12 protein-coding genes are annotated in these 13,051 nt (G+C 66.4%); 9 read left to right on the forward strand and 3 right to left on the reverse strand.

Annotated elements, in window-relative coordinates; genetic code table 11:
* Positions 1-6: 6 nt before the first annotated feature.
* From VCJ71_RS01760 to VCJ71_RS01775, 4 genes are all read left to right on the forward strand, one after another.
* Complete coding sequence (locus tag VCJ71_RS01760; RefSeq protein ID WP_324638608.1) at positions 7-1,491, forward strand: M28 family peptidase; 1,485 nt, start codon at positions 7-9, stop codon at positions 1,489-1,491.
* Between the two features lie 157 nt (positions 1,492-1,648).
* Positions 1,649-3,109 carry an IMP dehydrogenase gene (gene guaB, locus VCJ71_RS01765; protein ID WP_324638610.1) on the forward strand — a complete coding sequence of 487 codons (1,461 nt, stop codon included), beginning with the start codon at positions 1,649-1,651 and terminating at the stop codon, positions 3,107-3,109.
* A complete protein-coding gene (locus tag VCJ71_RS01770) occupies positions 3,106-4,287 on the forward strand; it encodes an RsmB/NOP family class I SAM-dependent RNA methyltransferase (RefSeq protein ID WP_324638612.1) in 1,182 nt (393 codons plus the stop codon). The genes guaB and VCJ71_RS01770 overlap by 4 nt, the downstream gene beginning before the upstream one ends.
* 82 nt (positions 4,288-4,369) lie before the next feature.
* Positions 4,370-4,873: a hypothetical protein gene (locus tag VCJ71_RS01775; protein WP_324638613.1), complete on the forward strand. Its 504-nt coding sequence runs from the start codon at positions 4,370-4,372 to the stop codon at positions 4,871-4,873.
* A 37-nt stretch (positions 4,874-4,910) separates the two neighbouring features.
* On the opposite strand, the gene VCJ71_RS01780 is transcribed toward VCJ71_RS01775, so the two are convergent.
* A complete protein-coding gene (locus VCJ71_RS01780) occupies positions 4,911-5,405 on the reverse strand; it encodes an RNA pyrophosphohydrolase (protein WP_324638615.1) in 495 nt (164 codons plus the stop codon).
* Positions 5,402-6,352 carry an alpha/beta hydrolase gene (locus tag VCJ71_RS01785; protein ID WP_324638616.1) on the reverse strand — a complete coding sequence of 317 codons (951 nt, stop codon included), beginning with the start codon at positions 6,350-6,352 and terminating at the stop codon, positions 5,402-5,404. Before VCJ71_RS01785 ends, VCJ71_RS01780 begins: the two co-directional genes overlap by 4 nt.
* A gap of 154 nt (positions 6,353-6,506) precedes the next feature.
* Here VCJ71_RS01785 and VCJ71_RS01790 point away from each other — a divergent pair, with 154 nt between their 5' ends.
* The 3 genes from VCJ71_RS01790 to VCJ71_RS01800 are packed head-to-tail and all read left to right on the forward strand — an operon-like array spanning position 6,507 to position 9,699.
* Positions 6,507-8,432: a 2-oxoacid:acceptor oxidoreductase subunit alpha gene (locus tag VCJ71_RS01790; protein WP_324638617.1), complete on the forward strand. Its 1,926-nt coding sequence runs from the start codon at positions 6,507-6,509 to the stop codon at positions 8,430-8,432.
* On the forward strand, positions 8,432-8,668 hold the full coding sequence (locus VCJ71_RS01795; RefSeq protein ID WP_324638618.1) for a hypothetical protein: 237 nt from the start codon (positions 8,432-8,434) through the stop codon (positions 8,666-8,668). The genes VCJ71_RS01790 and VCJ71_RS01795 overlap by 1 nt, the downstream gene beginning before the upstream one ends.
* Complete coding sequence (locus VCJ71_RS01800) at positions 8,665-9,699, forward strand: 2-oxoacid:ferredoxin oxidoreductase subunit beta (RefSeq protein ID WP_324638620.1); 1,035 nt, start codon at positions 8,665-8,667, stop codon at positions 9,697-9,699. The genes VCJ71_RS01795 and VCJ71_RS01800 overlap by 4 nt, the downstream gene beginning before the upstream one ends.
* Before the next feature lie 12 nt (positions 9,700-9,711).
* Here VCJ71_RS01800 and VCJ71_RS01805 read toward each other — a convergent pair whose 3' ends face one another.
* Entirely contained in the window at positions 9,712-10,545 is an 834-nt protein-coding gene (locus VCJ71_RS01805) for a phosphatase PAP2 family protein (RefSeq protein ID WP_324638621.1), read from the reverse strand.
* Here VCJ71_RS01805 and VCJ71_RS01810 point away from each other — a divergent pair.
* Together VCJ71_RS01810 and VCJ71_RS01815 are read left to right on the forward strand one after the other, a co-directional pair.
* Positions 10,528-11,496 (forward strand): metal-dependent hydrolase, encoded by a 969-nt coding sequence (locus tag VCJ71_RS01810; protein ID WP_324638623.1) that lies wholly within the window; start codon positions 10,528-10,530, stop codon positions 11,494-11,496. The genes VCJ71_RS01805 and VCJ71_RS01810 overlap by 18 nt on opposite strands.
* A 119-nt stretch (positions 11,497-11,615) precedes the next feature.
* Entirely contained in the window at positions 11,616-13,016 is a 1,401-nt protein-coding gene (locus VCJ71_RS01815) for a cryptochrome/photolyase family protein (protein ID WP_324640851.1), read from the forward strand.
* The last annotated feature ends 35 nt before the right edge of the window (positions 13,017-13,051 follow it).

A 13,051-nucleotide genomic window follows, 5' to 3' on the forward strand; every position in this document is an offset into this window, starting at 1 on the left:
GAACACATGATTACGAAGACTTTCCGCCGCGCGCTAACGGGCGCGCTTTCGCTTTCCGTGCTGCTGGGCACCACCGCGCTTTCGGCGCAGGACTATACCATCGCGCCCGACCGCGCGGCGACGGAGACCATCCTGCTCGACCATATCAAGGTCCTGGCAAGCGACGAATACGGCGGCCGCCTGCCGGGCACCGAAGGCGGTCAGAAAACGCAGGCCTACATGATCGAGAAGCTGGAAAGCTATGGCTACCAGCCGGGCTACAAGGGCGAATGGCGCCAGAAGGTCATGCTGGAAGGGCAGGTGCCTGGCGCGCTGGTCCTGACGATCGGCGATACCGAGATTGCGGGCGACGATGCCTTTGCCCTCTCGCTGTCCGACAGCCCGCTGATGGCTTCGGGCGCAGAGCTCGTCGCGCTCGGCAGTCCGGAAGACATTGCGGCGACGCAGGGCAAGGTCGCCGTCATTACCAACCCGATGGCGGCGCAGTCCCTGCTCGGCCCGGCGATGGAAGGCGGCGCGCTGGGCGCGCTCGTTCTCGTCGAGCAGGAGCCGATCTGGAACCAGTTCCGTGCCTTCGCCTCGCGTCCGCAGTGGAACCTCGCCGGCGACGACATGGAAGAGGAAGACGAGCAGCCGCTGGTCGCCCTCGTCGGGCCGACCACCAGCGCCGCCATCCTCGCCGCTCTCGGCACCGACAGCGCCGCTCTCGGCGAACGGTCGGGTGAAGTCATCGGCACCTCCACCTTTGCCAGCGATGCGGAGAGCCTGACCGCCGAGAGCGCCAACGTGGTCGGCATGCTGCCCGGCACGAAGCCCGGCAGCGGCGCGATCATCATGATGGGCCACTGGGACCACCTGGGTTCGGACTGCGCGCCGGAAACCGAGGAAGATCGCATCTGCAACGGCGCGGCAGACAACGCCAGCGGCATCGCGGCCATCCTGGAAACCTCGCGCCGCCTTGCCACGGGCCCGCGGCTCGAACGCGACATCTACATCATGGGCACCACGGCAGAGGAAATGGGCCTGCTCGGTGCGCGCTATTTCGCCGACAACCCGCCGATCCCGCTGGAAGACTTCCAGGCCGCGCTCAACATCGACATGATCTCGATCGCGCCCGCCGGTACGCCGCTGACCGTCATCGGCTGGGGCGACACGCCGATGGACGCGCCGATCAAGCTGGCCGCAGCCGCGCTCAACCGCACGATCGACGTGGGCGAGGAATCGGCCAAGTACGTTCGCCGGCAGGACGGCTGGGCGCTGATGAACAAGGGCGTGCCCGCCGTGCTCGTCTCCGGCGCCTTTGCCGATGACGACATACTCAACGAATTCATGGGTACGCGCTATCACAAGCCGAGCGACCAGGTGCACGACGAGCTGGTCCTTAGCGGGATGGCGGAAGACGTGCCGCTGTACGTCGTGCTGATGGCGATGCTCGCCAACCCGGACCGCTACGAGAAGCCGCAAGGCTGGGAATTCGACCGCGGCGAATAAGCGCGCGCGCGATTGACCAAGCGAAGGGCCGGGACATCCAGCGCGGGTGTCCCGGCCCTTTCCTATTGCGGGGCACAGGCGGCCGGCGGCCCCTAGCTAAACTGCGGACACGCGGTTACATGGGCCGCCACATTCCCCCCGGCAGGCGATTCTCCACGTGGCAAATCTCGACATCTCCCTCGGTCTCACTTTCGACGACGTGTTGCTCGTGCCGGCGGAAAGCGACATCCTGCCCTCGATGGCCAACACAGCCACGCAGCTGACGCGCGACATAGCGCTCAACATCCCGGTCGTCTCCAGCGCGATGGACACGGTGACGGAAGCCGACATGGCGATCGCTATGGCGCAGCTGGGCGGCATCGGCGTGCTTCACCGCAATTTCGAAGTGGAGGATCAGGCCGCGGCGGTGACCGCCGTGAAGCGCTTCGAAAGCGGCATGGTGGTGAACCCGATCACGATCCACCCAGACGCGACGCTGGGCGAGGCGCAGGCGATCATGCAGAAGAACCGCATCAGCGGCATTCCCGTGACCGATCGCAGCGGCAAGCTGGCGGGCATCCTGACCAACCGCGACGTGCGCTTTGCGGAAAATCCCATGCAGCCGGTCAAGGAACTGATGACGACCGACAACCTCGCCACCGTGCCGCTCGGCACCGGGCAGGAAGAGGCGCGCCGGCTGCTCCACCAGCGCCGGATCGAGAAGCTGCTGGTGGTCGACGACAACGGCCGCTGCGTCGGCCTGATCACGGTCAAGGATATCGAAAAGGCGGTCGCCTATCCCGAAGCGACGAAGGACGACCAGGGCCGGTTGCGAGTGGCCGCGGCGACCACCGTCGGCGACAAGGGGTTCGAACGGACCGAGGCGCTGATCGATGCGGGCGTGGACGTGGTGGTGATCGACACCGCCCACGGCCACAACAAGGACGTCGCCCGCTCGGTCGAACGGGTAAAGAAGCTGTCGAACAACGTGCAGGTCATCGCCGGCAACGTCGCCACGGCGGAAGCGACGCGCGCGCTGGTGGGCGCGGGCGCGGATGCGGTGAAGGTCGGCATCGGGCCGGGCTCCATCTGTACCACCCGCGTGGTCGCCGGCGTCGGCGTGCCGCAGCTGACCGCGATCATGGACTGCGCGGAAGCCGCCGCGAAGGACGGCGTGCCGGTGATCGGCGACGGTGGCCTTCGAACCAGCGGCGATGCGGCCAAGGCGCTGGCCGCCGGGGCTTCCACCATCATGATCGGATCGATGCTGGCAGGTACCGAGGAAGCGCCGGGCGAAACCTTCATCTACCAGGGACGCAGCTACAAGGCCTATCGCGGCATGGGCAGCGTGGGCGCGATGGCGCGCGGCAGCGCCGACCGCTATTTCCAGGCCGACGTCAGCCAGCAGAAGCTCGTGCCGGAAGGGATCGAGGGACAGGTGCCGTTCAAGGGCCCGGCGGCCGCGGTGGTCCACCAGCTCGTGGGCGGGATCAAGGCGGCCATGGGCTATACCGGCAGCAGCACCATCGAAGCGCTGAAGAACGCGAAGTTCGTGCGCATCACCAACGCCGGCCTGACCGAAAGCCACGTCCACGATGTGAGCATCACCCGCGAAGCCCCGAACTACCCGACGCGATGACCCCGTCGGCCCGCGTCCAGGCGGCGATCGAGATTGTCGATGAAGTGATCGCCGCGGCGAAGGCCGGCGGCGCGCCCGCCGACCGTTTGATCGCCAATTACTTCAAGGCGCGGCGTTATGCCGGGTCGAAGGACCGGCGCGCGGTGCGCGAACTGGTCTATGGGGCCATCCGCGCGTGCGGGCCGGTGCCGGGCAGCGGGCGCGCGGCGATGCTGCGGCTGGCAGAGATCGATCCCGCAATCGCACCCCTGTTCGACGGCGAGGGCCACGGGCCGGCGCAGGTCAGGGAGGGCGAGCCGGTGGCGGATGGCGGCATCGCCCCCGACTGGCTCGTCGCGCGCCTGCTGGCATCGGACATAGATCACACGGAAGCCGCAGCGCTGCTGGACCGCGCGCCGCTCGATCTGCGCGTCAACACGCTGAAGGCAGAACGCGCGGGCCTCGACCTGCCGGAGCCGGGCGAGCCGCTCGCCGCGCCGCACGGGCTGCGCTTCGACGCGGGGACGCAGGTCGAACAATGGCCGGCTTATCGCGACGGGGCGATCGAGGTGCAGGACGGGGGCAGCCAGATCGTGTGCCTCGCTTCCGGCGCAGAGCCGGGGGAGACGGTGATCGACCTGTGCGCGGGCGCGGGCGGCAAGACGCTGGCGCTCGCCGCGCAGATGGAAAACCGCGGCGTGCTCGTCGCGAGCGACACGGACCGCACGCGGCTTTCCCGCCTCGGCCCCCGTGCCGCGCGGGCAGGCGTGACCATCGCCAGCACCGTCCTGCTCGATCCGGGCAAGGAACTTGCCGCGCTGGCCGAATACGCCGGCAAGGCGGACCGCGTGCTGATCGACGCGCCGTGTTCGGGCACCGGAACGTGGCGGCGCAATCCCGAAGCGCGCTGGCGCCTCACGGAAAAGCGCCTCGACCAGCTTGTGCAGGTCCAGTCGCAACTGATGGAAATCGCCAAGGAACTCGTCGCCCCGAACGGCACGATCACCTTCGTCACCTGCTCGCTGCTGGACGAGGAAGGGGCGGGGCAGGTCGAGCGTTTCCTCAGCGCCGATCCCGGCTGGCGGGCGGAGCCGCTGGCGCTACCCGCAGGGCGCGAGCGCGGGGAGGGCACGCGCCTGACCCCGCACCATGACGGGACGGACGGATTTTTCGTCGCGCGGCTGGCGCAAACCCGTTAAGCTCGCCCTCATGGCAGACGCGCTACCAGCCGACCCGATGGCCGAAGACAGTCCTGCCACAGGTTCGCTCAAGGAGTTTGTAATGCGCTACACCCCCGCCGCCCTCGCACTTGCCGCTCTCGTGGCGATCCAGTCGAGCGTGGGGATGGCGGCGCAGGAACCTGCCGATCCGCGCGCGGCCGCGCTCGTGACGCAAGGGGAAGCATCGCTGGCAGCCGGCGAAACGCAGAGCGCGATCGATGCGTTCGAAGCGGCGCTGGTGATCGATCCCGCCTACAGCGACGCTTACGTGCACCTGGCCGACGTGGCCCGGGCCGAAGGGCTGCAGGGCAAGGCGATCCATTATTACCGCATGGTGCTCGAACGCGAGCCGCGCAATTTCGCCGCCATGGCGGGCGAGGGCGCGGCGCTGGCGGAAAAGGGCGCGACCGAACGTGCGCGCCGGACGCTCGCCCAGCTGGAATCGCTCTGCGGTGCGGATTGCGCGGAAACGCGCGAGCTCGCCGCCCTGATCGAGGCCGCCCCTGCCGAACCGGTGCTGGCAGCCGAGGACGTGATGCCGGACATGACCGTCCAGCAGAATTGAGGCCTGTAGAAATTAGGTCGGCAGAACTGACCGGCGCTCAAATACGGTCGCGGAATTCCGCCACGACTGCGCGATAGATCTCTTCCTTGAACGGCACGATAAGCTTCGGCAGGTCGTCGGGATCGACCCATTTCCACTCGCAAAATTCGGGGTGCTCGTGCGCTTCGAGGTCGATGTCCGCGTCCTCGCCGGTGAAGCGGGCGAGGTACCAGACCTGCCGCTGGCCGATGAACTGGCCTTTCCAGAGCTTGCCTTTGAGCTCGTCCGGCAGGTCGTAGAACAATTCCCCCGGCAGGCGGCCGACGATCTCGACCTTGTCGGCGGTCAGGCCTGTTTCCTCGCCCAGTTCGCGCAGCATCGCCGCTTCCAGGTCCTCGCCATCGTCGACACCGCCCTGCGGCATTTGCCAGCGGTCGCCTTCGCGGTTGTCGATGCGCTGGCCGACGAAGGCCTTGCCGTGCGCGTTGACCAGCATCACGCCGACGCAGGGGCGGTAAAGCGCCCGGTCGCGGCCGAGATCGGCGTCGCTCATGCGGCGCGTCCCAGCATCAGCTTGACCGCGGCGAGGAAGGCATCGACATCCGCCTGCCCGCTCGGCAGCGCTTTTCGGAGCGTGGTGAAGCCGTGGATGATCCCGGGAAATTCGAGATAGGCGACTTCCGTCCCCTGCTGGATCAGGTGCGCGGCATAGTTGCGCCCGGAATCGCGCAAGGGGTCGAGCCCCGCCGTGCAGACCACGGTCGGCGGCGTGTCGGTGCAGGTGCCCAGCATCGGCGTAACGCGCGGGTCCGCCCCGTCGCCTGCGTACTGCTCCGTAAACCAGGCCATCGCGGCCTTTGTCAGCAGGAAGCCCTCGCCGAACAGCGATGTGCTTTCATGCTGGGAGACATCGTCCGCCACCGGATAGATGGGGGCCTGCACGATCACGGGCACGGCCGCCGGATCGGCGCACAGCTGGTTGGTGGTGACGATGGTGAGGTTGCCGCCCGCACTGTCACCCGTCAGGACAAGGCCCGTGACCTCGCGGCTCAGCGCTTCGGGCGATGTCGCCACCCAGCGTGCCGCGGCCTCGCAATCGTCCGGTGCGGCGGGGAAGGGGTGCTCTGGCGCCAGGCGATAATCGACCGAGACCAGCGGCAGATCCAGCGCCGCCGCGATATGCGCGCACAGCGAATCGTAGACGTCGAGGTCGCCGATCACGAACCCGCCGCCGTGGAAGAAGACCACCGCCGGGCCTGCCTCGCGCGTATCCTTCGCATCGTAGAACCGCAGCGGGATGTCGCCCGCGGGGCCGGGGCAGGTGAGGTCCTTCTTCACCGCAAGGTCCGGCGCGGGCGCCTCCGCCATCTGCGCCATCACGCGCATCTGCTGGCGCCCCTCTACCGCGCCGACTTCCTCCACGCCCTTGCCGCCCATGGCTTCCAGCATGGCAAGGAAAGCGCGCACGTCTTCGCGCACGGGATGTTCGGTATCGGCCAAGGTCTCTCTCCACTGCAAGTGTCGCCCGGCGTCTTAGGCCGCGCGCTGCGAAGCCGCAATTCCCGCGCAAACGGAAAAACTTGATTGCCGCGGCCCGCGGGCGCACCTAGGTCGCGAGCCAACGACAAGCCGACAAGCAAACGCAGGACGAATTATGGCTAGCCAGGTGGCGGATGCTCCCGCCGAGAACACTTCCCCCGAAGCGGTCGTGGTCCGTTTCGCCGGGGACAGCGGCGACGGGATGCAGCTGACGGGCGGGCAGTTCACGCTCTCCACCGCGCTGGCGGGCAACGACCTTGCCACTTTCCCCGATTTCCCTGCCGAAATCCGCGCGCCGCAGGGCACGTTGTTCGGCGTGTCGGCATTCCAGATCAACTTCGGAAGTCGCGAGATCAACACCGCGGGCGATGCGCCGGACGTGTTGGTGGCGATGAACCCGGCGGCGCTGAAAGTGAACATCGCGGCGCTGAAGCCCGGCGGCCTGATTATCGCCGATACGGGCGCCTTCACGAAGCGCAACCTCGACAAGGCGAAATACGACACCAACCCGCTGGAAGACGGCAGCCTGGCGAAATACGACGTGTTGGCCTTCGACATCAGCGAGAAGACGATCGAGGCGGTGAAGCCGTTCAGCCTCGGCAACAAGGATGCGCTGCGGTCCAAGAACATGTGGACGCTGGGGCTGGCGCTATGGATGTTCGACCGTCCGCGCGATCCGATCCATGACTGGCTGAAGGCCAAGTTCAAGTCCAAGCCCGATATTGCGGACGCGAATATCGCGGCGCTGGATGCGGGCCATGCCTATGGCGAAACGGCCGAGCTGGCGGGGCCTCTGGCGCAGGTGCATCTGGACCCGGTACCGAGCGAAGCGGGCCTGTACCGCACGATTACCGGGGCGGAGAGCGTCAGCCTCGGCCTCGTCGCGGGTGCGCAGCTGGCGGAATTGCCGATGTTCTTCGGCGGCTATCCGATCACGCCCGCAAGCGCGATCCTGCACCACCTTGCGCGGCTGAAGGAATACGGCGTCACGACCTTCCAGGCGGAAGACGAGATCGCCGCGATCTGCGCGGCCATCGGCGCGAGCTATGCCGGCCAGCTGGGCGTCACCAGCTCTTCCGGCCCGGGCATCGCGCTGAAGACGGAGGCGATGGGCCTTGCCATCATGACCGAGCTGCCGCTGGTCATCGTCAACAGCCAGCGCGGCGGCCCTTCCACCGGCCTGCCGACCAAGACCGAGCAGAGCGATCTCTACCAGGCCGTCTATGGCCGCAACGGCGATGCGCCGATGCCGGTGATCGCCGCGCGCAGCCCCGGCGATGCGTTCGAATGCGCCATCGAGGCGTGCCGCATCGCGGTGGAATACATGACCCCGGTGATGCTGCTGACCGACGGCTATATCGCCAATGCGGCGGAGCCGTGGAAAGTGCCGGACCCGGCCAGCTACACGCCGTTCCCGGCGAAGTTCCTCGAAGAAAAGAACGCCGAGGAATTGCTGCCATACAAGCGCGATGCGAAGGGCGCGCGGCCGTGGATCAAGCCCGGCACGCCCGGCCTGATGCACCGCATCGGCGGGATCGAGAAGGCGGTCGACACCGGCCATATCGACTATGCGCCCGACAACCACCAGGCAATGACCGACGCGCGCCGCGACAAGGTGCTGGGCGTTGCCGTGCCGGACCAGGAGGTCGATCTGGGTGAAGCGGGCAGCAAGCTGGCGGTGGTCGGCTGGGGCAGCACTTACGGCCCGATCCACCAGGCGGTGGTGCGCTCGCGCCGCAAGGGCCTCGACGTCAGCCAGATCCACGTCCGCCACATCTGGCCGCTGCCTGCCAACCTCGGCGAGCTCTTGCACGGGTTTGACCACGTTCTGGTGCCGGAAATGAACACCGGCCAGTTCAAGACCGTGCTGCGCGACCAGTTCCTGGTCGACGCGCAGCCGCTCACCAAGACCAGCGGCCAGCCGTTCCAGATCGCCGAACTGGAAGAAGCGATAGCGAAGTATTTCGACGGCGTGGACGGCAACGGGGGTGGGCAGGTCCCGGCCAACGACCAGCAGCTTCCGAGCACGGAGGCCGATTGATGGGTGTCGAGAGCCTCGATGGTATGTCATCGGAGCAGTTGATGCTGCGCGATCTTTTGTACGAAATTCCTGAGCTATTGAGCGAGGCGGATCGGAACGAAAATGAATATCGACGTGGGGTCAACGAAGCTTTGCGCCTACTGGAAAGAAAGCTCAAAGCGTTTGGAATCGACCAAACGAGATTTGCGCGCCCGATGCCCGACATCGAGCGCTGGTACTTCAGGGGTCTAAAATGAACGCACCCGCTAAGATCGAAACCACCCTCAAGGACTGGGAAACCGACCAGGAGGTGCGCTGGTGCCCCGGGTGCGGTGACTATGCCATCCTGAAGGCGGTGCAGCGCACGCTGCCGCAGCTGGGCGCGGATCCGGCGAACACCTGCTTCATAAGCGGCATCGGCTGTTCCAGCCGCTTTCCATATTACATGGAATCCTACGGCTTCCACACGATCCACGGCCGCGCGCCGGCGGTGGCGACGGGGGTGAAGCTCGCCAATCCGGACCTCGACATCTGGCTGGTGACGGGCGACGGCGACGGGCTGTCCATCGGCGGCAACCACCTGATGCACGTGCTGCGGCGCAACGTGAACATGCAGATCATGCTGTTCAACAACGAGATTTACGGCCTCACCAAGGGCCAGGCATCGCCCACCAGCCGGGAAGGGACCAAGTCGCCTTCCACCCCCATCGGCAGCTACGACCATCCCGCACGCCCCGCCGCTTTCGCGCTGGGTGCGGGTGCGCGCTTCGTCGGGCGCGGCTTCGACGTGTCGAAGAACCTGCCCGACGTGCTGAAGGCAGCCCACGCTCACCAGGGTGCGGCGTTCATCGAGATTTTCCAGAACTGCATCGTCTACAACAAGGACGTGTTCGACGATTTCGCCGCCCCCAAGGGCGCGGAAGATCGCCAGCTGTGGCTGGAAAACGGCGAGCCGATGCTGTTTGCGAAAGGCACCAAGGGACTGACGCTGGACCGCGATGCGCTGCAGCTGAAAGTCGTCGACGTGACCGATGGCGACTGGGAAGCCGCCGCCGTGATCCGCCATGATGTTACCAATCGCAGTGTGGCGCATATGCTGGTGGAAATGCCCTTCGGCCCGTTCCCGATGGCGCTGGGCGTGCTGTACGACGATCCGCGCCCGACGTTCGAGGCGGCGGTGATCGAGGAGCGCAAGAAGGCGAGCGAGGGCAAGACCGCGAACCTCGCGAAGCTGCTCGCCAGCGGGCAGACCTGGACGGTGGACGGGACCGCGCAGGACCCCGTCTGAGCGTATTCGCCGTCAGCGCTTGAGCGGCGCGCCCTGTTCGCGGATGAAGTTCTCGCCCTCGGGCTGCTCTATCTTGTCATCGCGTTGCAGCGCGCTGGCGATCAGGCCCATCAGCAGCGCCCATGCCGCGCCCACGCTCCATCCCGCCAGCACGTCGCTGGGGAAATGGACGCCGAGGTAGACGCGGCTGAAGCCGATCGTCAGCACCAGCAGCCCCGCGATGCCGATCACGAAGGCGCGTAGCCGGCTCTCCGCCAGGCCTCGCGCCAGCAGCACCGCGATGGTGAGATAGACGATGGCGCTGTTCATCGAATGGCCGCTGGGGAAGCTGAGCGAGGTCACGTCGACCAGGTGCGGCACGATCTCCGGACGCTCCCGCGCGAACAGGCTTTTCAGCAGCTTGCCGACGATCGACCCGCCGCCGGTCGCCACGGCGGTCAGGAGCGCCTGCCGGTAACGGCCGAGCAGCAGTAGGAACGCCACCGCCAGCACCGACACCAGCGTGAGCACGGTCACGCCGCCCAGCGCGGTGATATCGACCATCGCGGTGTGCAGCCATTCCGGCCCGATGGGCGTGGCCAGGTCGCCCGGCACGCGCAGCCCGGTCAGGATCGCGCGGTCGAACGCCTCCGTATCGCCTTCCGCCATCTCGCTCGCCAGCTTCCAGAAGGCGAAGCCGAGCGCCGCTCCGCCGAGAAACAGGGCGAGCAGTCGCTGCTCGCGGCGCAGGAACGTGAGGATGCGGGGAAGGTGCATGATGCCGCAATGCACGATGGCGGGCGAAGTTTCGCGCTTTGCCGAATGGCGCGCGCTGGCTAGGCTGACCGCATGGACAATCTCACCCATTCGCTGGTCGGCGCATTGCTGGGACAGGCGGGGCTGAAGCGCAAGACCGGCCTAGCGATGCCCGCGCTAATCATCGGCGCGAACCTGCCCGATGTGGACGCGGCGTGTTTCTTCTGGCTGGACGGGGTCGAGCACCTGGGCTTCCGGCGCGGCATCACCCACGGCCCGCCCGCGCTGGTGCTGCTGCCGCTGGTGCTGGCAGGATTGCTCTATGGCTACGACCGATGGCAGGCGGGCAGGGGCAAAAGGCCGGAGGGGCGATTGCCCGTGCGCTTCGGCTGGCTTTACGCTCTCGCCTTCCTCGGCTGCCTGACCCACCCGGCGCTCGACTGGCTCAACGTCTACGGCATCCGTCTGCTGGAGCCGTTCTCCAGCCAGTGGTTCTACGGCGACACGCTGTTCATCATCGACGTGTGGCTGTGGGCGCTGATGGGTTTTGCCACGTGGTTCTCGCTGCGGCGGGAGAAGCGGGGCGATGAGTGGAAGCGGCCCGCGCGCGTGGCGATTGCGGTGGCGCTGGCTTATGTTGGGATTCAAGGATTTATCACGCAGATGTCGAAAATGGTTGCGTGGGATGGACCTGGCAGGACGATGATTTCGAATCCGGTTCCTCTGTATTCGTGGCAAAGACAGATTGTCACGACTGGGCAAAATTGGCCAGAGGACTGGGATGAATGGAAGAATGTTCCGTTCCTTGTAGAAGAAGATCGCCCGTTAATAGATCCATCGAAGCGCTGCATCTGGCGAGATTTCAGTGATCTGAGAAAGCAAAACAGCCAACTCGATGCATATCTTTTCTGGTCGCGGGCACCTTTCCTAGAACGCGCACCCGACGGCTCCGTCCTCCTGCGCGATGCGCGCTTCTACGATCCGCGCGCGCGGGATCGCTTCACGGTCGCCTTGCCGGATGTGAAGTGTGAGCCGATCCCTCCGGAACCGCGCCAGCCTTAGATCGCTTCCCTCTCAACCCGCTCGTCCTGAGCCTGTCGAAGGACTGCCCTGCTTCCGGCGCGGCGCGGGAAGTGAAGAGTGGCCCTTCAACAGGCTCAGGGCGAACGGGGGAGGGATTTATCTCGCAAGTCCAAATCGTCTGGCTGCGGCGCGACTTGCGCCTGATGGACCAGCCTGCGTTGCATGCCGCGGCAGGGGCCGGGCCGGTCATCCCCGTCTACATCCTCGACGACGAGCGTGCCGGGGATCGAGCCCTGGGCGGGGCGCATCGCTGGTGGCTGCACCAGTCGCTGGAGGACCTCGCGAAAACCTATGGCCGCCGCAATGCGAAGATCGTGCTGCGCCGGGGCGACAGCGTCTCCGTGCTTCAAGGCATCGCGCAGGAAACGGGCGCCGCGGCGATCCACGCCACCCGCCATTACGAGCCGTGGCACCGCGAAGCCGAGGAAGACCTGCACGACGCGCTGAAAGACAGCGAGTGCGAGCTGGTCCTGCACGACGGGAATTACCTGCTGCCGCCCGGCACCGCGACCACCGGCAGCGGCGACCCCTACAAGATCTACACCCCCTTCATGAAGGCGGTGAAGGACCTGCTGCCGCCGCGCGACGAATTGCCCGCGCCGGAAACGATCTCGCAGCCATCGAGCCTGCCCGAAAGCGACGACCTTGCCGATTGGGACCTGCTCCCGACGAAGCCGGACTGGGCCGGGGGCCTGCGCGATTTCTGGACGGTGGGCGAGGATGCCGCGCACGAGCGGCTCGACTGGTGGGCGGACGAGGTCGGCAAGTACGACGATGGCCGCAATCTGCCGTCGAAGGACGAGACATCGAAGATGTCGCCGCACCTGCATTGGGGCGAAATCTCTCCCGTGACCATCTGGCACCGTCTGAAGGACAAGCGCTCCGACGGGTGGCAGACTTACGAAAAGGAGCTGATCTGGCGCGATTATGCGCAGAATGTGATCTACCAGTTCCCGAAATATCCCGAGGAAAGTTATCGCGATTACGACGAGCAGGTGCTGTGGCGGAATCCCAATCGCGGGCACCTGATCGAAGAGGACCTGGAAGCGTGGCAGCGGGGGCAAACCGGCTATCCCATCGTCGATGCGGGCATGCGGCAGCTGTGGCAGACCGGCTGGATGCACAACCGCGTCCGCATGATCGCGGCCAGTTTCCTTATCAAGCACCTGCTGATCGACTGGCGCCATGGCGAACGCTGGTTCTGGGACACGCTGGTCGATGGAGACTATGCAAGCAACGGCACCAACTGGCAGTGGGTCAGCGGCACCGGCGTGGACAGCAACATGTTCCCGCGCATCATGGCACCGCTGAGCCAGAGCGAGAAGTTCGATGCGGCGGGCTATATTCGCGAATATGTGCCCGAACTCGCCGAGCTGGACGAAGCGCAGATCCACGATCCCGACGATGAGCACCGGCCGGAGGATTATCCCGCCAAGCTGATCGGCCACAAGGAAGCGCGCGAGCGGGCCCTGCAGGCCTATCGCGACAGCAAGGGCTGACGCGGCGGGAAGCCGAAACGAAAAGGGCGGCCCGC

It is taken from the genome of Pseudoblastomonas aquimaris (assembly GCF_035481675.1).
GTDB lineage: Bacteria > Pseudomonadota > Alphaproteobacteria > Sphingomonadales > Sphingomonadaceae > Alteriqipengyuania_B.

Bases quoted from the DNA above. Each gene is read 5' to 3' on its own strand.
- VCJ71_RS01760 (WP_324638608.1), top strand. From the start codon at position 7: ATGATTACGAAGACTTTCCGCCGCGCGCTAACGGGCGCGCTTTCGCTT.
- VCJ71_RS01770 (WP_324638612.1), top strand. From the start codon at position 3,106: ATGACCCCGTCGGCCCGCGTCCAGGCGGCGATCGAGATTGTCGATGAA.
- VCJ71_RS01775 (WP_324638613.1), top strand. From the start codon at position 4,370: ATGCGCTACACCCCCGCCGCCCTCGCACTTGCCGCTCTCGTGGCGATC.
- VCJ71_RS01780 (WP_324638615.1), bottom strand. From the start codon at position 5,405: ATGAGCGACGCCGATCTCGGCCGCGACCGGGCGCTTTACCGCCCCTGC.
- VCJ71_RS01790 (WP_324638617.1), top strand. From the start codon at position 6,507: ATGGCTAGCCAGGTGGCGGATGCTCCCGCCGAGAACACTTCCCCCGAA.
- VCJ71_RS01795 (WP_324638618.1), top strand. From the start codon at position 8,432: ATGGGTGTCGAGAGCCTCGATGGTATGTCATCGGAGCAGTTGATGCTG.
- VCJ71_RS01800 (WP_324638620.1), top strand. From the start codon at position 8,665: ATGAACGCACCCGCTAAGATCGAAACCACCCTCAAGGACTGGGAAACC.
- VCJ71_RS01810 (WP_324638623.1), top strand. From the start codon at position 10,528: ATGGACAATCTCACCCATTCGCTGGTCGGCGCATTGCTGGGACAGGCG.
- VCJ71_RS01805 (WP_324638621.1), bottom strand. From the start codon at position 10,545: ATGGGTGAGATTGTCCATGCGGTCAGCCTAGCCAGCGCGCGCCATTCG.